Annotated in this window: 16 protein-coding genes; 11 read left to right on the top strand and 5 right to left on the bottom strand. The window is 66.9% G+C overall.

What is annotated here, in order from left to right; genetic code table 11:
- Window positions 1-146: 146 nt before the first annotated feature.
- The 11 genes from BV908_RS09320 to BV908_RS09270 all read left to right on the top strand — a co-directional run bounded on the left by BV908_RS09320 (window position 147) and on the right by BV908_RS09270 (window position 14611).
- A complete protein-coding gene (locus BV908_RS09320; RefSeq protein ID WP_011804949.1) occupies window positions 147-1784 on the top strand; it encodes a 3-(methylthio)propionyl-CoA ligase in 1638 nt (545 codons plus the stop codon).
- Window positions 1785-1921: 137 nt separating this feature from the next.
- On the top strand, window positions 1922-3157 hold the full coding sequence (locus BV908_RS09315) for a branched-chain amino acid ABC transporter substrate-binding protein (protein WP_103737959.1): 1236 nt from the start codon (window positions 1922-1924) through the stop codon (window positions 3155-3157).
- A 75-nt stretch (window positions 3158-3232) separates the two neighbouring features.
- Entirely contained in the window at window positions 3233-4186 is a 954-nt protein-coding gene (locus BV908_RS09310) for a branched-chain amino acid ABC transporter permease (RefSeq protein WP_011804951.1), read from the top strand.
- A 6-nt stretch (window positions 4187-4192) separates the two neighbouring features.
- Window positions 4193-5530 (top strand): branched-chain amino acid ABC transporter permease, encoded by a 1338-nt coding sequence (locus BV908_RS09305; protein ID WP_103737958.1) that lies wholly within the window; start codon window positions 4193-4195, stop codon window positions 5528-5530.
- Complete coding sequence (locus tag BV908_RS09300) at window positions 5530-6312, top strand: ABC transporter ATP-binding protein (protein WP_011804953.1); 783 nt, start codon at window positions 5530-5532, stop codon at window positions 6310-6312. Before BV908_RS09305 ends, BV908_RS09300 begins: the two co-directional genes overlap by 1 nt.
- Before the next feature lie 3 nt (window positions 6313-6315).
- Window positions 6316-7011, top strand: coding sequence for an ABC transporter ATP-binding protein (locus BV908_RS09295; RefSeq protein ID WP_015913514.1), 696 nt, complete (start codon window positions 6316-6318; stop codon window positions 7009-7011).
- Between the two features lie 192 nt (window positions 7012-7203).
- Window positions 7204-9303 carry a 3-hydroxyacyl-CoA dehydrogenase NAD-binding domain-containing protein gene (locus BV908_RS09290; RefSeq protein WP_103737957.1) on the top strand — a complete coding sequence of 700 codons (2100 nt, stop codon included), beginning with the start codon at window positions 7204-7206 and terminating at the stop codon, window positions 9301-9303.
- 45 nt (window positions 9304-9348) lie between these two features.
- Window positions 9349-10524, top strand: coding sequence for an acetyl-CoA C-acyltransferase (locus BV908_RS09285; RefSeq protein WP_011804956.1), 1176 nt, complete (start codon window positions 9349-9351; stop codon window positions 10522-10524).
- A 343-nt stretch (window positions 10525-10867) separates the two neighbouring features.
- On the top strand, window positions 10868-12052 hold the full coding sequence (locus BV908_RS09280; RefSeq protein WP_103737956.1) for a GGDEF domain-containing protein: 1185 nt from the start codon (window positions 10868-10870) through the stop codon (window positions 12050-12052).
- Between the two features lie 138 nt (window positions 12053-12190).
- Entirely contained in the window at window positions 12191-14050 is a 1860-nt protein-coding gene (locus tag BV908_RS09275; protein ID WP_103737955.1) for an acyl-CoA dehydrogenase, read from the top strand.
- A 60-nt stretch (window positions 14051-14110) separates the two neighbouring features.
- Window positions 14111-14611: an NAD(P)H-dependent oxidoreductase gene (locus BV908_RS09270; RefSeq protein WP_103737954.1), complete on the top strand. Its 501-nt coding sequence runs from the start codon at window positions 14111-14113 to the stop codon at window positions 14609-14611.
- 428 nt (window positions 14612-15039) lie between these two features.
- Here the strand turns inward: BV908_RS09270 and BV908_RS09265 are convergent, their stop codons facing one another.
- The 5 genes from BV908_RS09265 to BV908_RS09245 form a co-directional block, all read right to left on the bottom strand.
- The gene (locus tag BV908_RS09265; RefSeq protein WP_103737953.1) at window positions 15040-16611 is read right to left on the bottom strand and encodes an ABC transporter permease subunit; all 1572 of its coding nucleotides are present in this window, start codon (window positions 16609-16611) and stop codon (window positions 15040-15042) included.
- Window positions 16602-17435, bottom strand: coding sequence for an ATP-binding cassette domain-containing protein (locus tag BV908_RS09260; protein ID WP_011804961.1), 834 nt, complete (start codon window positions 17433-17435; stop codon window positions 16602-16604). Before BV908_RS09260 ends, BV908_RS09265 begins: the two co-directional genes overlap by 10 nt.
- 121 nt (window positions 17436-17556) lie before the next feature.
- The gene (locus BV908_RS09255; protein WP_103737952.1) at window positions 17557-18447 is read right to left on the bottom strand and encodes a putative selenate ABC transporter substrate-binding protein; all 891 of its coding nucleotides are present in this window, start codon (window positions 18445-18447) and stop codon (window positions 17557-17559) included.
- A 125-nt stretch (window positions 18448-18572) separates the two neighbouring features.
- Window positions 18573-19841 (bottom strand): MFS transporter, encoded by a 1269-nt coding sequence (locus BV908_RS09250; RefSeq protein ID WP_172751379.1) that lies wholly within the window; start codon window positions 19839-19841, stop codon window positions 18573-18575.
- Window positions 19842-20023: 182 nt separating this feature from the next.
- Window positions 20024-21157: an ABC transporter substrate-binding protein gene (locus tag BV908_RS09245; RefSeq protein WP_103737950.1), complete on the bottom strand. Its 1134-nt coding sequence runs from the start codon at window positions 21155-21157 to the stop codon at window positions 20024-20026.
- Between the last annotated feature and the right edge of the window lie 311 nt (window positions 21158-21468).

Raw genomic sequence — 21468 nt, 5'->3', positions numbered from 1 at the left:
GCCCCGCCCTGGGCCAAGGCCTTGTGCGCGGGGGCCGGCGCGAACGTGGGATTTCTCCGGATGGCTCCGTGGCTGGAAAGCCCCATGTTCCCCGCTACGATGGCGCAGTCTTCGTACACCCACAATTCATTACCAAAGGAGCATCCATGCTGGGCCTGATGCAGAGCCAACCTCTCTTGATTTCCTCGTTGATCTCGTTCGCCGAGCGTCACCATGGCGACGGGGAAATCGTCTCGCGCCGCGTGGAGGGGGACATCCATCGCTACACCTATCGCGACCTGGCCCGGCGTTCGCGCCAACTGGCCAATGCCCTGGATGCGCTGGGCCTGCAGTTCAGCGACCGCGTGGCCTCGCTCGCCTGGAATGGCTACCGCCACATGGAGATGTACTTCGGCGTGAGCGGCTCGGGCCGCGTGCTGCACACCATCAACCCGCGCCTGCACCCTGACCAGATCGCCTGGATCGTGAACCATGCCGAGGACCAGGTGCTGTGCTTCGACATGACCTTCCTGCCGCTGGTGCAGGCGGTGCATGCCAAGTGCCCCACGGTCAAGAAATGGGTGGCGCTATGCGACAGCGACAAGCTGCCTGCGGACTCGGGCATCCCCGGCCTTACCAGCTATGAAGACTGGATCGGCGGCGCGTCGGCCGAATACCAGTGGCCCACGTTCGACGAGAACTCCGCGTCCAGCATGTGCTACACCAGCGGCACCACGGGCAACCCCAAGGCGGCGCTGTACAGCCACCGCTCCACCACGCTGCATGCCTATGCCGCTGCGCTGCCCGATGTGATGAACCTCTCGGCGCGCGACGCGGTGCTGCCCGTGGTGCCGATGTTCCACGTCAACGCCTGGGGTATCCCGTACTCGGCGGCCCTCACGGGCTGCAAGGTGGTCTTCCCCGGCCCGGCGCTGGACGGCAAGTCGGTCCATGACCTCATCGAGGCCGAGGGCGTGACCTTTGCCGCGGGCGTGCCCACCGTGTGGCAGATGCTGCTCAACCATGTGAAGTCCGCGGGCCTGAAGTTCAGCACCCTGCGCCGCACGGTCATCGGCGGGTCGGCCTGCCCGCCCGCCATGATCACGGCCTTCCAGGACGAGTACGGCGTGTCCGTGCTGCACGCCTGGGGCATGACCGAGATGAGCCCGCTGGGCACGCTGTGCACGCTCAAGAACAAGCACCTGCAGATGGGCAAGGACGAGCAGATGCACATCCTGCAAAAGCAGGGCCGTGCCATCTATGGCGTGGACATGAAGATCGTCGGCGCCGATGGCCAGGAGCAGCCCTGGGACGGCAAGAGCTATGGCGACCTGCTGGTACGCGGCCCCTGGATCCTGGACAGCTACTACAAGGGCGAGAGCCCGCTCGTCAAGGACGAGCAGGGCCGGGGCTGGTTCCCCACGGGCGACGTGGCCACCATCGACCCGGATGGCTTCATGCAGATCACCGACCGCAGCAAGGATGTGATCAAGTCCGGCGGCGAGTGGATCAGCTCCATCGACATCGAGAACATCGCCATGGCGCACCCCGCCGTGGCGATGGCGGCCTGTGTCGGCATGCCGCACCCCAAGTGGGATGAACGCCCGATCGTCGTGGTGGCCCTGCGTCCGGGCGCCCAGGTCACGCGCGAGGAACTGCTCAAGTTCTACGAGGGCAAGACCGCCAAGTGGCAGATCCCCGATGACGTGGTGTTCGTCGATGCGATCCCGCTGGGCGCCACCGGCAAGATGCTCAAGACCCGCCTGCGCGAGCAACTGGCGGGCTACCAATTGCCCGGCCTGTGAGCGCGCCGGCCGGTGCGCAAGGGACTGTTCCTGCGCGCCGGTCACATGGGTGATAGCTGCTAGGGGCAATCCCTGAACGGCGCCTCGTTGCATCCCTTGTACGCTGCGGCGTATTCATTCTCACAAGGAGACGAGGCATGAAGTTCGCTATCAAAATGGTAGCTGCTAGCGCAGTATTTGCATGTGCTGGTGGCGCATTCGCCCAAAAAGGAGAAACCGTCAAGATCGCCTGGCTCGATCCGCTGTCGGGCCTCATGGCCGCGGTGGGCACCAACCAGCTCAAGAGCTTCCAGTTCATCTCCGAGGAGTTCAACAAGAAGAATGCGTCGGGCGTGAAGTTCGAGATCATCGGCATCGACAACAAGCTCAGCCCGCAGGAGACTACCAGCGCACTGCGCTCCGCTATGGACCAGGGCGCGCGCTACGTGGTGCAGGGCAATGGTTCGGGCCCTGCGCTGGCCATCATCGACGCACTGGAAAAGCACAACGCGCGCAACCCGGGCAAGGAAGTCGTCTACCTGAACTACGCGGCGGTGGACCCTGACCTCACCAACAGCAAGTGCAGCTACTGGCACTTCCGCCTGGATGCCGACACCTCCATGAAGATGGAGGCCATGACCACCTTCATCAAGGACCATCCTGAGGTCCAGAAGGTGTACCTGATCAACCAGAACTATTCGCACGGACATCAGGTCTCCAAGTACGCCAAGGAGAACCTCAAGCGCAAGCGCCCCGACGTGCAGATCGTGGGCGACGACCTGCACCCGCTGGCGCAGGTGCGCGACTTCGCGCCCTACATCGCCAAGATCAAGCAGTCGGGTGCGGACACGGTGATCACGGGCAACTGGGGCTCCGACCTCGCGCTGCTCATCAAGGCCGCCAATGATGCGGGCCTGAACAACGTGAACTTCTACACCTATTACGGTGGCGTGACGGGCAGCCCCACGGCCATGGGCGCAGGCGCCGCGGGCCGGGTGTACATGGTGTCGTACAACCACTTGAACCTGCCGGGCGAGATCGGTCGCATCGTGGGCGACTACAAGAAGAAGTTCAACGACGACATGTACACCGGCGCCGTGTACCACGCCTTCTCCATGCTGGATTCCGCCTTCGTGAAGGCCAAGTCCACCGACCCCGTGAAGGTGGCTGCTGCGATGGAAGGCATGAAGTTCAACAGCTTCAACGGCGAAGTGGAGATGCGCAAGTCCGACCACCAGTTGCAGCAGGGCCTGTTCGTGACCCGCTGGGAAAAGGCGGGCGACAAGTATCCCCGCGATGCCGAGAACACCGGCTACACCTTCGTGCCGGTGAAGTACTACGAGCCCTATGTGGCCAGCACGCCCACGTCGTGCCAGATGAAGCGGCCTTCCTGATGTAGTTCCTGGTGGGACGACCTTTGGGGCCCGAGTCTCCTCGGGCCTTATTTTCACCTGCTGCGCGGTCTTGCGATGAATCTTGAGTTTTTCGTGATCTCCCTGCTCAACGGCGTCAGCTACGGTCTGCTGCTGTTCATGCTGAGTTCGGGGCTGACGCTGATCTTCAGCATGATGGGCGTGCTCAACTTCGCGCACACCAGTTTCTACATGCTGGGCGCGTACTTTGCGTACACCTTGTCGGGTGCCATCGGCTTCTGGCCCGCGCTGGTGGTGGCACCGCTGCTGGTGGGGGCGCTGGGCGCGGTCTTCGAGCGCTATGCGCTGCGCCGCGTGCACAAGTTCGGCCATGTGCCCGAGCTGCTGGTCACCTTTGGCCTGTCGTACCTGATCCTGGAGGTGGTGCAGCTGGTGTGGGGGCGCTCCACCGTGCCCTATGGCCTGCCTGCGCAACTGCAGGGGCCGCTCTTCACCCTGTACGGCACGCAGTTTCCCAAGTCGCGCTCCTTCGTCATGCTGGTGGCGGTGCTGATGCTGCTGTCGGTGTGGCTGCTGCTCACGCGCACCCGCATCGGTTTGGTGATCCAGGCGGCGCTCAAGCATCCGCACATGGTGGAGGCCCTGGGCCACAACGTGCCGCGCGTGTTCATGCTGGTGTTTGGCGGCGGCTGCGCGCTGGCGGGGCTGGCCGGCGTGATCGGCGGCAATACCTACGTGACCGAGCCGGCCATGGCGGCCTCGGTGGGCTCCATCATCTTCGTGGTGGTGGTGGTAGGGGGCATGGGGTCGCTGGCGGGGGCGTTCCTGGCGTCACTCATCATTGGACTGGTGCAGACCTTTGCGGTGGCGCTGGACTATTCGCTGGTGCATGCCTTCGCCCGCCTGGGCGTCCAGGTCACCGAACAGACCTTTGGCTACCCGCTATTCAAGCTCACTATCTCGCAGGTGGCGCCGATCCTGCCGTACCTGTTCCTCGTTCTGATCCTGATCTTCCGGCCCAAGGGCCTGCTGGGCACGCGGGAGGATTGAAAGGCCATGCACACCACTTCCTCTGCACCTTCGACCGCGGCCGCCGGGGGCGCCGTGCGGTACTACCGCTTCAAGCCCTTGAATGTGGGGCGCATCGTCATCTGGAGCCTGTTTGCCCTGGCGCTCATCGTGGCGCCCCAACTGTTCACCAGCAGCCTGGCGCTGACGATGCTGTCGCAGATCGGCTACGCGATCATCATCTGCCTGTCGTACAACATCCTGCTGGGGCAGGGCGGCATGCTGAGCTTCGGCCACGCCGTGTACACCGGCCTGGGCTCGTTCCTGGCGGTGCACGCCATCAACATGGCCAGCGACGGGCGACTGCCCATCCCGCTGGTGCTGATGCCGCTGGTGGGAGGGCTGGCGGGCATGTTCTTCGCCGTGCTGCTGGGCTATGTCACCACCAAGAAGTCCGGCACCACCTTCGCGATGATCACACTGGGCATCGGCGAACTCGTGGCCTCCATGGCGCTGATGTTCCCCGAGTTCTTCGGGGGCGAAGGCGGCATCACCACGGACCGCGTGTACGGCCAGCCGGTACTGGGCATCACGTTCGGTCCGGCGATCCAGGTGTACTACTTGATCGCCGCGTACTGTTTCGTGTGCACGGCCGCCATGTTCGCCTTCACGGGCACGCCGCTGGGGCGCATCCTCAACGCCGTGCGCGACAACCCCGAGCGTGTGGAGTTCATCGGCTACAACACGCAGCGCGTACGCTACTTCGCCTTCATCATCGCCGGGTTCTTCGCGGGCATCGGCGGGGCGCTGGCGGCCATCAACTTCGAGATCGTCACGGCCGCCGACAGCGTGAGCGTGGTGCGCTCGGGCAGCTACCTGCTGTTCACCTTCCTGGGCGGGGCCACGTTCTTCTTCGGCCCCATCATCGGCGCCGTGCTGCTGGTGCTGGCGTCGGTGCTGCTGTCCGAGCTGTCCAAGGCCTGGCTGCTGTACCTGGGCCTGGTGTTCCTTTTCATGGTCATGTATGCGCCCGGCGGCATAGCCAGCCTGATCATGATGAATCTGCGCCTGGCCAAGTACGGCAAGCTGCGCGGCATCATCAGCGCCTACCTGGCGCTGGGTGGAACGGCACTGGTGGCGGTGCTGGGGGCTGCAGCGATGATCGAAATGACTTATCACCTGCAGCTGAACGAGGCGCTGGGGCCGCAGCTGGAGTTTCTGGGTGCGACGCTGAACGCCAAGAGCGTGGCGAGCTGGTTCGGCGCCGGCTTCGTGTTGGTGACCGGCGTGGGTCTGTTCGAACTCTGTCGCAGGCAGTTCATGCGGCAGTGGGGTGCGATCCAGGAAGAGATCGAGCACGAGATCAAGCGTGGGGAGGCAGGCTGATGGCGGACCAGGCAACCTATGCGCTGGAGCTGCGCGACCTGCGCAAGAGCTTCGGCAAGACCGAGATCATCCGCGGCGCCAACCTGGCGGTACGGCCCGGCGAACGCGTGGCTGTCATCGGACCCAACGGCGCGGGCAAGTCCACGCTGTTCAACCTCGTCAGCGGGCGGTTCGCGCCCACCAGCGGCGAGGTGCTGCTGCACGGCGCGCGCATCGACGGCAAGCAGCCGTTCGAGATCAACCGCATGGGGCTGTCGCGCAGCTTCCAGATCACCAACATCTTTCCCAAGCTCAGCGTGTTCGAGAACCTGCGCTGCGGCGTGCTGTGGAGCCTGGGGTACCGCTATGCTTTCTGGCGCTTCCTGTCCAGGTTGCAGGATGCCAACGACCGGGCCACGCAGCTCATGGAGATGATCAAGCTGGACAAGAAGCGTGACACCCTGGCCATGAACCTGACCTATGCCGAGCAGCGCGCTCTGGAGATCGGCATCACCATTGCCGGCGGCGCCAGCGTGATCCTGCTGGATGAGCCCACTGCGGGCATGAGCAAGAGCGAGACCACGCGCTTCATCCACCTCATCAAGGAGGTCACGCAGGGCCGCACCCTGCTGACCGTGGAGCACGACATGGGCGTGGTCTTCGGCCTGGCCGACAAGATCGCCGTGGTGGTGTATGGCGAGGTGATCGCCTTCGACACACCCGAGAACGTGCGCGCCAACCCGCGCGTGCAGGAAGCCTACCTGGGCTCCGTCATTGCCGCGCAGCAGGCCGGGGGACATTGAGACATGCTGAAAGTCGAGAACCTGCACGCCTACTACGGCAAGAGCCATGTGCTGCACGGCGTGGGATTTGACGTGCAGCCGGGCGAGATCGTCGCGCTGCTGGGCCGCAACGGCTCCGGCCGCTCCACCGCGGCCAAGGCCGTGATGGGCCTGGTGGACTGGCAAGGCACGCTGCAGTGGAAGGGCCAGGACCTCAATGGCAGGAAGGCCTACGAGATCGCCCATCTGGGCATCGGCTACGTGCCCGAAAGCCGCGACGTGTTTCCCAACCTCACCGTGCACCAGAACCTGCTGCTGGGCCAGAAGGGCAGTGGCAGGGATAGCCGCTGGAGCTTTGACGACATGTACGAGATGTTCCCGCGCCTGAAGGAGCGCCGCAACATCGAGGCGGGCGTCATGTCCGGCGGCGAGCAGCAGATGCTGACCCTGTGCCGCACGCTCATGGGTGACCCCGACCTCATCATCATCGACGAGCCCACCGAGGGGCTGGCGCCCAAAATCGTCGAACTGGTGGGCGAGTACCTCACGCGGCTCAAGCAGCGAGGCATCTCCGTGCTGCTCATCGAGCAGAAGCTCACCATCGCCATGACCATCTCCGACCGCGCGCTGGTCATGGGGCACGGCAGCATCGTCTTTCAGGGCACGCCCGACGAGCTGCGTGCCAACAGCTATGTACGCAAGGAGTGGCTGGAGGTTTGAGGGCCTCATTGGCCTCTAGCCCTTTGTGGATGAGCGCTGTTAGCTATCAAAAGGATAGTTAGATGTCGGTGTGCGCGGCGTGCTTGTCCCGGCTGAGACAAAAAACTGCGACCCCTGCCTCTAGACTTGCGTACTAAAAACGCACGAGCGTACTTTTCTTTCATCCACCCGAGATTCAAGAGGAACGACAGCATGACGGCTGAATACCAAGTCCACGGCGACGTGGCCGTGATCACCCTCAACAACCCGCCCGTCAACGGGCTTGGCCTGGCCACGCGCCAGGGCATCGTCGATGGCCTCGATCGCGCCCAGGCCGACGCGGCCGTCAAGGCCATCGTCATCACCGGCGCGGGCGGCGCCTTCTCGGGCGGCGCCGACATCAAGGAGTTCGGCACCGACAAGTCGCTGCAGGAGCCCAATCTGCACTCCGTCATCAACGCTGTCGAGAACTGCACCAAGCCCGTGGTGGCTGCCATCCACACCGTCTGCATGGGCGGCGGGCTGGAGCTGGCCCTGGGCTGCCACTACCGTGTGGCCGCGCCCGGCTGCAACGTGGCGCTGCCCGAGGTGAAGCTGGGCATCCTGCCCGGCGCGGGTGGCACGCAGCGCCTGCCGCGCGTGGTGGGTGTGGAGGCAGCGCTGAACATGATCGTCAGCGGCGAGCCGGTCAAGAGCGAGATGATCGGCGCCGTGCCCGGCCAGAAGCTGTTCGACAAGATGGCCGCGTCGCCCGAATCGCTGGCCGAGGAAGCGCTGGCCTTCGCCCGAAGCGTGGCGGACGTGCGCCCGCTGCCGCTGGTACGCAACCTGCCGTGCAAGCACCCCGAGGGCGATGCGTACTTCCAGTTCGCGCGCAACATGGTCAAGGGCATGGCCAAGAACTTCCCCGCGCCCGCCAAGTGCGTGGACGCCGTGGAGGCGGCCACCAAGCGCAAGTTTGCCGACGGCCTGGCGTACGAGCGCGAGCTGTTCATCAACCTGATGTGGACGCCCGAGTCGCGCGCGCTGCGCCACCTGTTCTTTGCGGAGCGTGCCGCGAGCAAGATCCCCGACGTCCCGTCCGAGACTCCCAAGCGGGACATCAAGAAGGTCGGCGTGATCGGTGCGGGCACCATGGGTGGCGGCATCAGCATGAACTTCCTGAACGCGGGCATCCCCGTGACCATCCTGGAGATGAAGCAGGAGGCGCTGGACCGCGGCATCGGCACGATCCAGAAGAATTACGAAGCCCAGGTCAAGAAGGGCAAGCTCAAGGAAGACAAGTACCAGCAGCGCATGGCCCTGCTGTCCACTACGCTGAACTATGCCGACCTGAAGGACTGCGACCTGATCATCGAGGCCGTGTTCGAGGAACTGGGCGTGAAGGAAGCCGTGTTCAAGCAGCTCGACGCCGTGGCCAAGCCCGGCGCCATCCTGGCGTCCAACACCTCCACGCTGGACGTGGACAAGATCGCCGCCTTCACCCAGCGTCCGCAGGACGTGGTGGGCATGCACTTCTTCAGTCCCGCCAACGTGATGAAGCTGCTGGAAGTGGTGCGCGGCAAGGCCACGGCCAAGGACGTGCTGGCCACCGTGATGGCCCTGGCCAAGAAGATCAAGAAGACGGCCGTGGTCTCCGGCGTGTGCGACGGTTTCATCGGCAACCGCATGATCGAGCGCTACAGCCAGCAGGCCGGCTTCCTGCTGGACGAAGGCTGCACGCCCGAGCAGGTGGACAAGGCCATCGAGAAGTTCGGCTTCGCCATGGGCCCGTTCCGCATGGGCGACCTGGCCGGCAACGACATCGGCTGGGCCATCCGCAAGCGCCGCGCCGTCGAGCAGCCCGACATGAAGTACAGCAAGACGGCCGACCTGCTGTGCGAGATGGGACGCTTCGGCCAGAAGACCGGGGCGGGCTGGTACGACTACCAGGCTGGCAAGCGTGACGCGATTCCCAGCGACGTGGTGAACCAGATGATCGAGGAGCACCGCAAGGCCCTGGGCATCACGCCGCGCAAGGTGAGCGACGAGGAGATCGTGCAGCGCCTGGTCTATGCGCTGGTCAACGAGGGCGCCAAGATCCTGGAAGAGGGCATCGCCAGCAAGTCGGGCGACATCGACATGGTGTACCTGACCGGCTACGGTTTCCCCATCCACCGCGGCGGTCCCATGCACTACGCCAGCGAAGTGGGCCTGTTCAACGTGGTGCAGTCCATGAAGCGCTTTGCCCGCAACCCGCTGGATGACGCACGCGCCTGGGAGCCCGCGCCGCTGCTGGCCCGGCTGGCCGCCGAAGGCAAGGCCTTTGCCTGAGCGCCCGTTCGTCCGCCTGAAGCACGCAGAACAAGGAATATTGCAATGACCTCCGCAGTGATCGTTTCCACCGCCCGCACGCCGCTCGCCAAGAGCTGGAAGGGCTCGTTCAACATGACCCACGGCGCCACGCTGGGCGGCCACGCCGTGCAGCACGCCGTGCAGCGCGCGGGCATTGACCCCGCCGCCGTCGATGATGTCATCATGGGCTGCGCCAATCCCGAAGGCGCCACCGGCATGAACATCGCGCGCCAGATCGCGCTCAAGGCTGGCCTGCCCGTCACCACATCGGGCATGACCATCAACCGTTTCTGCTCCTCGGGCCTGCAGACCATCGCCACCGCCGCGCAGCGCATCATCGCGGGCGAGGGCGAGGTGTATGTGGCTGGTGGCGTGGAAAGCATCTCGTGCGTGCAGCAGGAAATGAACCTGCACATGATCCAGGACCTGGCCCTGGCCAAGCAAAAGCCCGAGATCTACTGGAGCATGCTGCAGACCGCCGAGCAGGTGGCCAAGCGCTACCACATCGGCCGCGACGCGATGGACGAGTACGGCGCCGCCAGCCAGCAAAAGGCCTGCGCCGCCCAGGCAGCCGGCCTGTTCGACGCCGAGATCGCGCCCATCACCGTCACCGCGGGTATCGCCGACAAGACGCTGGGCCTGATCACCAAGCAGGTCACCGTGAGCCGCGACGAGGGTACGCGCGAGGGCACCACCAAGGAAGGCATCAGCGGTATCCGCCCGGCCATGCCTGGCGGGCTGATCTCGGCGGGCAACGCCAGCCAGTTCTCGGACGGCGCGGGCGCCTGCGTGGTGGTGGGCGAGGACTACGCTGCTCGCAACAACCTCCAGCCGCTGGGCCGCTTCCTGGGCTTTGCCGTGGCCGGTTGCGAGCCTGACGAAATGGGCATCGGCCCCGTGTTCGCCGTACCCAAGGTGCTCAAGAAACTGGGCCTGACGGTGCAGGACATCGACCTGTGGGAGCTGAACGAAGCCTTCGCCGTGCAGGTACTGTACTGCCGCGACAAGCTGGGCATTCCCGCCGACCGCCTGAACGTGAACGGCGGCGCCATCGCTCTGGGCCACCCCTACGGTGTTTCGGGCCAACGCCTCACGGGCCACGCCCTCATCGAAGGCAAGCGCCGCGGTGCCAAGCGCGTGTGCGTGACCATGTGCATCGGTGGCGGCATGGGCGCGGCGGGCGTGTTTGAAGTGCTGTAAGCGCCGATCCGCTTTCGGACTGAAACAACAAGCGCCCCGCGCAGACGATGTGGTCTGCGCGGGGCGTTTGCTTTTATTTTGATAGCTGTCTGCGATTGCTGCATGGGCGGTAGCAGGAGAACCGAGCGATATTTTTGTGACACGGGTTCCTGTACAGGGAGCGGACGCAGCGGGCCAGCCGCTGGAGGGTGCTGCAAGCGTCCTGAAGTTCCGCCCAGCAGGCGGCTGCGTGTGCGGACGATTAAACTTCTCTGAATTACTGGTTGTTACAACAATCCCTGCCCGTCGTCATGGCTTGGACGACTCGCCCTAAGGGTCGGCCAAGTCCCCTTTGAATATCCCCATGGTCGCAAGCGTTCTCGTTGGCATGCTCTGCGCGCATCTGCTGTGCTTTGCGGTGATGTTCTTGCTGATCAGCAAACGGCTGCATGGGCAAAAAATGGGGATGGATCTTTTCGCGCTCGGCAACTTTCTACTGGGCTCCGCCTATGTGCTGCAGCTGCTGGAGGGCGGCCCCGCCTGGAGTCCGATGAGTGTGGTGAACCACACGCTGACGCTGGCCTCCCTGGTGGTTTACTGGCTCGGAGCCATGCGTTTCTTTGGGCACGCCGTCCCCTTGCTGTCTCCACTTCTCGTATTTGGGGCGCTCTACAGCCTTGCGCAGGTACTGGTGCAATGGAGCTTGGGGCCGGTGGCACGCTACGCCATGCTTTCAGGGGGATCGGCACTCCTGTTTTTTGTGATGGCCCTGACGGTGATCTACGGCGCTCGCACATTTGCCAAGGATCTGTATGGCGAGATGGTCTTTTTTGCCGCGCTGATCAGCGGCCTATGCGTACTTAACGCGCTCAAGTTCATGAAGCTTCTGGATGGCGGCCTGGATGCATTGCAGATGGACCGCCAGTTCCAGCTGGTGTTCTACATCTACATGTCATTCCTGGCCACGGTGCTGCCGCCATCGATCGTCTGGCTGGTTCTGCGCCGCTTGACCGATCAGTTGCGCCATATCGCTGCGCGGGACCCGATGACGCAGTTGCTCAATCGGCGAGGTCTCACCGAGGCGCTGCAACTGTCTTTCAACCAGCGCCGGGCGGAGCATGCGCACTTGCTCGTTGTCGACGTTGACCACTTCAAGCGGATCAACGACACCTACTGCCACCACGCCGGAGACACCGTCCTGTGCCGCGTTGCGGAGATACTCCAGGCCACGGCGCGCCGTGGCGATTTGGTAAGCCGTCTGGGCGGGGAAGAGTTCGCGGTGATCTGCCTGAACACCGACTTTCCCGGGGCCATGCACATGGCGGAGCGATTGCGTGCAGCCATCGAGACGCAAACCATCGACATTGCAGAGGGCGGTCATCCGCTGCAGTGCACGGTCACGGTCGGGGTTTCACAGGGCTTTGCAGATGCACACGCCTTGGAGGCGGCCCTGCAACAAGCCGACGCGGCTCTGTACCGTGGCAAAGCCGCGGGACGCAACCGCGTCGAAACGGCCGGGCCGTCAATGGCCACCCCTTCGTACGCCTGAATGACGGGCAATACCGAGACGCCGAGACGGTGATTTGGCCAAAGCCCCGGTGTTCCAGCGCGCGATCCAATGGACCCCCGCGGTGCGCGTCACCCAGCGGACAGGCTTCATCGGCCCGTCCCTTCCATAATTTCGCGCATGACCACCTCCCTGCGCTCCACGCTCGACTTCCTGCTCTACGAATGGCTCCAGGCTGAATCGCTCAATGCGCGCGAGCGCTTTGCGGACCACTCGCGCGAGACGTTTGACGCTGTGCTGGACACCTGCGAGCGCATCGCGCGCGAGAAGTACGCGCCGTTCAACCGCACGGTGGACACGCAGGAGCCCCAGTTCGACGGTGAGCGCGTCATCCTGCCCCAATGCACGCACGACGCACGCCAGGCGTTTGCCGACAGCGGCATGCTCAGCGCGGCACAGGACTACGCGCTGGGCGGCATGCAACTGCCGTATGTCGTGGAGTCGGCGGCCAACAGTTTCTTTGGCTGCGCGTCGATCAGCATTGGCTCCAACCTGCTGACTACGGGCAACGCCAACGCCATCCTGGTGCACGGAACGCCCCTGCAGCAGCAGGTGTTCGCCGCCAATGAATTCAACGGCCGCTGGGCGGGCACCATGTGCCTTTCGGAGCCGCAGGCAGGCTCGTCCTTGAGCGACATCACCACGCGCGCCGAGGCCGACGGCGCAGACTTCGAGGTCGACCCGCTGGGCCCGCGCTACCGCCTGCGCGGCAACAAGATGTGGATCAGCTCGGGCGACCACGAGCTGACCGAGAACATCGTGCACCTGGTGCTCGCCAAGATCCCCGGGCCGGACGGCAAGCTGGTGCCGGGAGTGAAGGGCATTTCGCTCTTCATCGTGCCCAAGAAGCTGGTGGATACCGATGGCCAACTGACGGGCGAGCGCAACGACGTGGCGCTGGCCGGTCTGAACCACAAGCTGGGCTGGCGCGGCACCACCAACACGCTGCTGAATTTTGGCGAGGGCAGGTACCCCGTGCGCGGCGGAGCCGGCGCCATCGGCTACCTCGTGGGGCGGCCGGGCGAGGGCCTGAAGTGCATGTTCCACATGATGAACGAGGCACGCATCGCCATCGGCATGGCGGCAACCACGCTGGGCCTGGCAGGCTACTACGCCAGCCTGGACTACGCCAGAACGCGGCTGCAGGGCCGCCCGGTACAGGGCAGCACCAGCGCCGCCGGCAGTGCCGGCAAGGACGCCAGCCAGCCGCCCGTGCCGCTGATCCGCCATGCGGACATCAAGCGCATGCTGCTTGCGCAAAAGAGCTACTGCGAGGGCGCGCTGGCGCTCAACCTGTACTGCGCGCGGCTGGTGGACGAGGGCCGCACGGGCGAGCCGCAGGCGGCGCAGGACGCGAGGCTGCTGCTGGAGGTGCTGACCCCCATCGCCAAGAGCTGGCCCAGCGAGTTCTGCCTGGAGGCCAACAGCCTGGCGATCCAGATCCACGGCGGCTACGGCTACACGCGCGACTTTCCCGTGGAGCAGTACTGGCGCGACAACCGCCTGAACATGATCCACGAGGGCACGCACGGCATCCAGGCCGCCGACCTGCTGGGCCGCAAGGTGGTGATGCAGGGCGGCGCAGGCCTGCAGCTGCTGGCGCGCACCATTGGCGCCACCATTGCCCAGGCGCGCAAGCATCCGGAACTCGCCGCCTGGGCGGACCAGCTGGCCCAGGCCCTGCAGGACGTGGGCGAAGCCACGCAGGCCGCCTGGGCCACCGGCAACCCTACCGAGGCGTTGGCCAACGCCGTGCCCTATATGCAGGCCTTCGGCCATATGGTGCTGGCCTGGGTGTGGCTGGACGTGGCGTGCAGCGTGCTCGCACGGGATGCTACTCTTTCAATAGCTGTAAGCGCTGGAAGGATGGGCGCTGCACGCTATTTTTACCACTATGAATTGCCGCGCATCGGTGCCTGGCTGCAGGTGGTGCGCCAGCGGGACCTGACCTGCGCGGCACTGGATGAAGACGCGTTCTGACGCCACGCGCTCTCCGCAGGGTGGTGGTCGCCCGCATGGGCAACGGTCTATGCTTGCCGCATGGATGCGCTCCAGACCCTGCTGATCGTCTACCACTCGCTGACCGGCGGCACGCGCCAGATGGCCGAGGCCGCGCGCGCCGGCGCCGCGGCCGAGCCCGCCGTATCGGTGCGCCTGCTCCACGCGGCGCAGGCGGGGCCGGACGATGTGCTGGCCGCGCAGGGCTACCTGTTCGCCACGCCGGAAAACCTGGCGGCCATCAGCGGCCAGCTCAAGGACTTCTTCGATCGCTGCTACTACCCGGTGCTGGACCGCATCAATGGCCGGCCCTACGCCAGCCTGGTCTGCGCCGGCAGCGACGGCCAGAACGCCGCACGCCAGATCGCCCGCATCGCCACGGGCTGGCGGCTGAAGGCCGTGGCCGAGCCGCTGATCGTCTGCACCCACGCCCAGACGCCCGAGGCGATCCTGGCCCCGAAGCAGATCGGCGCGGCGGACCTGGAGCGCTGCCGTGCGCTGGGCGAGGCGCTGGCCACCGGGCTCGCGCTGGGGGTGTTCTAGTGCTGCGACCCGAAAGTGTTGGGACATGAAAGTGCGCCTTCGCCCGCGAGGCGGCGTTGCCCATCCTCGCAATGGCCACGGACGCTGCTGCGGTTCGCGCCTGGCCCTTGGGGCGAAGCCATCGATCGCCTTTTGTTACTCCACTCCCCGGTTGCGGTACTAGGGCCTGTTCACACTATTTTTGCCAGTGCGAATGGCGTGAAAACCGCGCCAATCTAGGCGCGTGACGACGCCAAGGCCGGGGCCTTGGCTAGGAGGGCAACGACGNAATGGCGCGGTTTTCACTCCGTTCCCTCCGGGTTGCGATCAAAAAGGGCCATTCGCGGCGTTGCCAAGCCTCGCTGGGGTAGCACCCCAGCTTCGTTTGGCGCCTTGCGCCTGGCCCTTTTTGATCGCAACGCATCTGGCAAAAATAGTGTGAACAGGCCCTAGGCCCTGCCCATCCAGCGGCGCAGCGCCGCGCTGGCCCAGTCCACCGCAACCGACAGCACCAGCATCGCCAGGATCACCGTGCCCGCCTGCGCATGGTGGAACAGCGACAGCTCCACGTACAGCAGTTGCCCCAGGCCGCCCGCGCCCACGAAGCCGAGGATGGCGGCCATGCGGATGTTCATCTCCCAGCGGTACAGCGTGTACGCCACCAATTGCGGCGCCGCCCCGGGCAGCGTGCCATACAGGAACGCCATGGCGCCGCCGCTGCCGGCCTGGCGCAGCGCACGCGCGGCCGTGGCCGGGGTGTTCTGCAGCGCCTCGGCATACAGCCGACCCAGCACGCCCGTGGTGTGCAGGGCCAGGGCCAGTGCGCCGGCAAACGGCCCCAGGCCCACGGCCAGGGCGGTGAGCGTGGCCCATACCAGTTCGGGCACCGAGCGCAGCAGGTTCAGCAGCAGGTTCCAGCCCACGCGCCGGCGCGGCAGGGCCAGCAGCAGCGCCAGCAGGGCGGCCAGCAGCGTGCCCACGATGGAGATGGCCAGCGTCTCCCACACGCCGCGCGCCACCTGCCGCAGCCAGGTGCCGCCCAGCTCGGGCGGGAAGAAGCCGCCGGCAAACTCCGCCATGCTGCGCGCCGCCTCGGCGGTGAAGAGCGCGGGCAGGTCCATGTCCAGCAGCCACAGGCTGGCGGCCAGGGCGGCCAGCACCGTCGCGGTCAACGCGCCGCTGCGCCAGCCCAGCGGCGCGGCGCGTGCCGCGGGGGGCGCATCCAGCGCGCGGCGCAGCCCGCCCGACAGCGCATCGGCCGCCAGCACCAGCAGCATGAAGGTCACAAGGATGGTGCACGCCTCGCCGCCGTTGAGCATCTTCATGGCCTGGTCCATGAGCTGGCCCAGCCCGCCCGCGCCCACGAAGCCCATCACCACCGAGGCGCGCACGGCGCATTCCCAGCGGTACACGGTGTAGGAGGTGAGTTCGCGCGCCGCCTGCGGCAGCAGGCCGTAGAGCAGAGCGATGGGCCGGCGCGCCCCACTGCGCGCCAGCGCCTGGGCGGGTGCGGCGGGCACGGATTCAAGGATCTCGGCGTACACCTTGCCCAGCATGCCGCCGTAGGCCAGCCCCAGCGCCAGCACGCCGGCCGTCGGCCCCAGGCCGAACACGCGCACGAACACCAGCGCCCACACCAGCTCGGGGATGCCGCGCAGCACCGTGAGCACGCCGCGCGCTGCCGGGTTCAGCCGGGGGCGTTCGCGTGCAGCGTTGCTGGCCCAGTAGGCCAACGGCACCGCCAGCACGAAGGCCAATGCCAGCCCCGCAGTGGCAATCGCCAGCGTTTCCAGGGTGGCGCGCGCCAGCAGGGCCAGGAAGTCGGCCCCCGTTTCAGGCGGCAGGAACTGGCGCAGGAACCCGCCCAGCACGCGCAGGTTCTCGGGCGCCAGCAGAGCGGCCAGGTCAAAGCCCGACGCCTGCAACAGCGGCCACAGCAGCACCACGGCCAGCAGCGCGCCGCCCAGCCGACCGCGTGCGGCCGGGTCGCGCAGGTGCGGGGCGGGGTGCGTCAGCGGCATGAGGCGTAGCTGCTGGTGGTCGGGGGCGGCGTGGGCGTTTCATCCGGCGCGAGCGCGCCGTCGCCGGGCGGGGCGTACAGCGCCTGCAGCAGATCGGGCGTGACCGCGCCGGCCGGCAGGTCGAAGGCGATGCGCCCCTCGCGCAGGCCCACCACGCGCGCAAAGCAGGCCAGCGCCAGGTCCACCGCGTGCAGGCTGGCGACCAGCGTGGCGCCACGTGCGGCCGCGTCCTGCACCAGCAGCTGCACGGTGGCCAGCGCCAGCGTGGGGTCAAGGGCAGAGACGGGCTCGTCGGCCAGCAGCAGCGCTGGCTGCTGGTACAGCACGCGGGCAATGCCCACGCGCTGCAGCTGCCCGCCCGAGAGCTGGTCGCAGCGCGCGAACAGCTTGTCCTGCAACTGCACGCGCTGCAGCGCGGCGTGCGCACCGGGCAGGTCGGCCGGGTACAGCAGCGAGGCCAGCGCCTTCCATGCGGGCCATTGGCCCAGGCGCCCGGCCAGCACGGCGGTCACCACGCGCTGGCGCGGTGGCAGGGGCGGGGCCTGGTGCACGGTGCCGATGCGCGCGCGCAGCGCACGCGGCGGAGGCCACGAAGCATGGGGCGTGTCGGGCGACGACGCGCCCAGGGCGGAGCCCAGCACGTGCACGCGGCCGGCGCTGGCGGGCAGGGCTGTGCCCAGCAGGTTCAGCAGGGTGGTCTTACCCGCCCCCGAGGGGCCGATCAGCGCCAGGCTCTCGCCCTGGCGCGCGGCCAGGGTAATGCCGCGCAGCGCCACATGGCCGCCGGGGTGGCATAGATCCACGCCGTCCAGCTCGAAGCTCATGGTTGCTCTTGTTTCAATAGCTGCTAGCGCTTATCCAGCAAGCGCCAGGGGCTGATTTGATCAAAAACGCCAATGGCGCACGCGCGGGCTACCTGGGCCAGGCCCGCGCGCGCCGGCGCGCTTACTTCAGCAGGCCGGCCGTCTTGGCGGCGTCTTCGATGCCGTCGTAGTTGCGCGGCTCGGTGGCGATGAAGCGTGAGGCGCGCTGCAGTTCCAGGATGGCCTTGTGCTCGGGCTTGGCCGGGTCAAGCGCCAGGAAGGCGGCCTTGATCTTCTGCACCACGGCGGGATCGAGATCGCCGCGCACGGTCCAGTTGTAGTCGAAGTAGGGTGGGGTGGTGGCGAACACCCGTACCTTGGACGGGTCCACCTTCTTGGTCTCGACCAGCTTGTCCCAGACGGAGGCGTTGAGCACGCCGGCCTGTGCCTTGCCGGCGGCCACGAAGGCGACGGTGGCGTCATGCGCGCCGGAATAGGCCACGGTCTTGAAGTCCCGCTCGGGCTGGACGCCGGCTTGCTGCAGGAAGTAGCGCGGCATCAGGCTGCCCGAGGTGGACGAGGGAGCGCCAAAGGCAAAGGTCTTGCCCTTGAGGTCGGCCAGGCCCTGGATGGTGGGGTCGGCGGTGATGAAGCGCGAGGTAAAGCGTGCGTCCTCCTCCCGCTGCACCAGCGGAATGGCCGTACCACCCGTGCGGATGCGCGCCTGCACATAGGTGAAGCCGCCCAGCCAGGCCAGGTCCAGCTTGCGCGTGGCCAGGGATTCGACCACGGCGGCGTAGTCGGTTACCGGGGTGAACACCACCTTCATGCCGGTGGCCTGCGACAGGTATTCGCCCAGCGGCTTGAACTTGCGTTGCAGTTCGGTAGGCGCTTCGTCGGGGATGGCGGATACGCGCAGCACCTGCGGCTCGGCGGCCTGGGTGGAAAGGAAGGGAGAGAAGCTGGCGACAGCGGCGGCGGCTGCGGCAAAGCGGCGCAGCGCCGCACGGCGTGCGGTCGTTGAAGAGGTCATGGCGGTGCGGGAAAGTTGAATCGAGCGCGCTGCAAGCCAAGGGCCTGCGGGGTGTGCGCGAGGGCCGCCATTGTCGCCCAAGGTGGCGCCGGCTGCCCGGGGGGCGCGCGGCCGGCGGTGAACGCTCAGCCCGCCGCCTGGGGCGTGGGCAGCGCCGGGGGGCGCCGCCCCGGCAGCAGCAGCGCCACCCCCGCGGCCACCATCAGCAGCGCGCCCGACAGGCCGAAGGCGATCCAGTGCGTGCCGAAATGCTCATAGCCCCAGCCGCCCAGCCAGGCGCTGATCATGGCCCCCACCTGATGCCCCAGGTAGGCCCAGCCGTAGAGCACGCCCACCAGCCGCACGCCGAACATGTCGGCCAGGATGGCGGACGACAGCGCGATGCTGCCCGCCCAGGCAATGCCGCCGATCACCGAGGTGCCGTACAGCTCCAGGGTATTGCCCGCCAGCAGCAGCGCGAAGAACCCCACGCCGCGCACGCAATAGATGGCGGCCAGCAGCTTGCGCCGCGGCAGCCGGTCGGCCAGGCGCCCCAGCACCATGGTGCTGGGAATGGCCACCAGCCCGATCAGGCCGATGCCGAAGGCGCTGGTGGTGGCGTCAAAGCCATGGTCCATCAGCATGGGCATGCCGTGCGTGCCCAGCAGGTTCATGCTGAAGCCGCAGGCGAACAGGCCCAGCGTGATCTTGAGGAAGGTGCCGGTGCGCATGGCCTGCAGCACCGTGTAGTGCTGCCCTGCGGGAGCCACCGGGTTCGCCGCACGAATGGGGCTGCCGGGCAGCGGGGCATCGCCATCGGCAGGCGCCTCGTCGCGGATCACCCACAACGCCGTGGGCACGGTGACGGCGGTGAACAGCGCGGCAAAGCCCAGCAGCGTGGCCTGCCAGCTCAGATGCTGCAGCGCCATGCCCAGCGCGGGCGTCATGATGGCGATGCCGGCCATGGAGCCCGTGGACAAGAAGAACAGCGCCATGCCCCGGCGGCGGTTGAACCAGCGGCTGATGACCGGCGTGAGCGCCACCGGGCTGGTGAATCCCGCGCCCACGGACATGAGGATGCCGAAGCTCAGCAGCAGCCCCAGCGGCGTGCGCGTGTTCACTGCCCAGAGTGTCGACACCACCAGCAGGACCGTGCCCGCCAGCAGCACGAAGCGCGTGCCCCGGCGCGCCACCAGCCAGCCCGCCAGCGGCATGGCCGCGCCGTAGCACAGCATGCCCACGGCGACGATGGACGACAGCAGGCTGCGCGAAAAGCCCAGATCCTCGGCCATGGGCAGGAACAGCGGGCCCAGCCCCAGGCGCAGGCCCACGGTGAGGGCGGTGAGCACGGTGGCCGCGGCCACGATGTTCCAGCCGAAGTACCAGCGGGCCGGTGAGGAATCTTGAGAGGACATGGGGGCGACGGGCGTGGGGCCGGTTGAATGCGACCCTTGGTTGTAACGGCTGCCGTGGGCCGTGTGCGCCGGCTGCGGCCGGCGGCGCATCGCGATTGGCGATGGGGGCTGCCGCGGCGCGCGAGGGGCGGTGACCCGGTAGCCCGGTGGCCCGGTGGCCCCGCGGCGCGGCAGCGACGGCGTCAGCGGCGGAACAGTCCGTCCGCGTCGATGATGGACAGCTCCACGTAGCTCAGGCCCGTGCGGTCGCCGGGGCCGTAGCCCAGCTCCAGCCCGCCCAGGTCGTAGTGGCTCATGCCGCCCAGCGCGGTGACGATCTTCTCGCGCGTGGGCTTGGGGCCGGCGCGGCGCAGGCCTTCCACCAGCACCTTGGCGGAGGTGAAGCCCTCCATCACCGAGGGCGACAGCGTCAGGTTGCCCTTGGCCTTGGCCAGGGCGGCGGCCTCGCGGTTGATGGCGTAGCCCATGGAGCGCACGTTGGGGAACACCTGCGTGACGATCACGCCGCGCACCGAGTCGCCCAGCTGGGCGACGAAGCCGCGGGATGCGTTGTTCGACACCGTGACCACCTGCATGGACGAGCCGGCCTTGCGCAGCGCTTTCACGCCGTCGCTCACCGCCACGCTGGAGCCGATCCAGATGACCGCCTGGGCCTGCGCCTGGATGAGCTGCGGCACGATGGTGGCGTAGTCCGGCTTGGCGCGGTCGGCCTTGATCACGGCCACGGGCTTGCTGCCCACGTTGGCAAAGCCCTTCTGGGCACCGGCCAGGCAGTCCTCGCCAAAGCTGTCGTCCACGTGCACCACGGCGATGCGCTGGACCATGATGGTGTGCAGGTGCTCCACGGCCTTCTCGGTCTCGGCCTGGTAGCTGGAGCGCACGTTGAACACCAGCGGGTTGGCGGGCTTGTGGAAGGTCATCGCACCCGTGGAGGGCGCCACCAGCGCCACGCCGTGCTTGGCCAGGTGCGGCAGGATGGCTTCGGTGTGCGGCGTGGCGCGGCTCATGAACAGCGCGGCCACGTTGTCGTCTTCGATCAGGCGGCGCGCGTTCTCGCCGGCGAGCTTGGGCTCGAACTTGTCGTCCAGCGTGATCAGCTTGATGCGCTCGCCATGCACGCCACCCTTGGCATTGACGTGGTCCAGATACAGGTGCACGCCCGCGAGGGTCTCGCCCACGCTGGCCGCCACTGGGCCGCTGACGGCCGTGGTCTGCCCGATCGGGATGTCGGCCGAGGCGGCGCCGCCGCTCAGGGCGCCCGCCAGCAGGCAGGCGGCTTGCCAGGCGCGCAGGCGCCCATGGGGTTTCTGGTTCATGGTTCCTCCCTGTGCCCGCGTTGCACCAAGTGGGTGCATGGGCTGTGGTTTCGCACTGGCAGCGGGTGGCTGCAGTCCCTCAAAAGGTGCATATTGTGACCGCGATGTGGCACGGCCGGCGTACGTGGTGCGCGTGCCGCGCCAGAAAGGTCACATACCGGAACGCACATCCCCGCATCACGCACCTACCGTTGTCGAGCCAGCCCGGCGCCGCCGATGCTGCCAGCCGCACGGCGCGATAACCTGCGGCGGTGGCCAGGGGCAACGGGCGCGCCTGCACGGCGGCGCGCGCAGCCCGGCGACGCATGCCG

The organism is Diaphorobacter sp. LR2014-1 (genome assembly GCF_002916785.1).
GTDB lineage: Bacteria > Pseudomonadota > Gammaproteobacteria > Burkholderiales > Burkholderiaceae_C > Diaphorobacter > Diaphorobacter nitroreducens.
This window is presented reverse-complemented; position numbering and strand designations above follow the sequence as displayed.

Excerpts from the sequence above, each read along its gene's own strand:
- BV908_RS09315 (WP_103737959.1), top strand. The coding sequence starts at position 1,922 with ATGAAGTTCGCTATCAAAATGGTAGCTGCTAGCGCAGTATTTGCATGT.
- BV908_RS09300 (WP_011804953.1), top strand. The coding sequence starts at position 5,530 with ATGGCGGACCAGGCAACCTATGCGCTGGAGCTGCGCGACCTGCGCAAG.
- BV908_RS09255 (WP_103737952.1), bottom strand. The coding sequence starts at position 18,447 with ATGACCTCTTCAACGACCGCACGCCGTGCGGCGCTGCGCCGCTTTGCC.
- BV908_RS09275 (WP_103737955.1), top strand. The coding sequence starts at position 12,191 with ATGACCACCTCCCTGCGCTCCACGCTCGACTTCCTGCTCTACGAATGG.
- BV908_RS09305 (WP_103737958.1), top strand. The coding sequence starts at position 4,193 with ATGCACACCACTTCCTCTGCACCTTCGACCGCGGCCGCCGGGGGCGCC.
- BV908_RS09285 (WP_011804956.1), top strand. The coding sequence starts at position 9,349 with ATGACCTCCGCAGTGATCGTTTCCACCGCCCGCACGCCGCTCGCCAAG.
- BV908_RS09245 (WP_103737950.1), bottom strand. The coding sequence starts at position 21,157 with ATGAACCAGAAACCCCATGGGCGCCTGCGCGCCTGGCAAGCCGCCTGC.
- BV908_RS09280 (WP_103737956.1), top strand. The coding sequence starts at position 10,868 with ATGGTCGCAAGCGTTCTCGTTGGCATGCTCTGCGCGCATCTGCTGTGC.
- BV908_RS09260 (WP_011804961.1), bottom strand. The coding sequence starts at position 17,435 with ATGAGCTTCGAGCTGGACGGCGTGGATCTATGCCACCCCGGCGGCCAT.
- BV908_RS09265 (WP_103737953.1), bottom strand. The coding sequence starts at position 16,611 with ATGCCGCTGACGCACCCCGCCCCGCACCTGCGCGACCCGGCCGCACGC.
- BV908_RS09295 (WP_015913514.1), top strand. The coding sequence starts at position 6,316 with ATGCTGAAAGTCGAGAACCTGCACGCCTACTACGGCAAGAGCCATGTG.
- BV908_RS09270 (WP_103737954.1), top strand. The coding sequence starts at position 14,111 with ATGGATGCGCTCCAGACCCTGCTGATCGTCTACCACTCGCTGACCGGC.
- BV908_RS09320 (WP_011804949.1), top strand. The coding sequence starts at position 147 with ATGCTGGGCCTGATGCAGAGCCAACCTCTCTTGATTTCCTCGTTGATC.
- BV908_RS09250 (WP_172751379.1), bottom strand. The coding sequence starts at position 19,841 with ATGTCCTCTCAAGATTCCTCACCGGCCCGCTGGTACTTCGGCTGGAAC.
- BV908_RS09310 (WP_011804951.1), top strand. The coding sequence starts at position 3,233 with ATGAATCTTGAGTTTTTCGTGATCTCCCTGCTCAACGGCGTCAGCTAC.
- BV908_RS09290 (WP_103737957.1), top strand. The coding sequence starts at position 7,204 with ATGACGGCTGAATACCAAGTCCACGGCGACGTGGCCGTGATCACCCTC.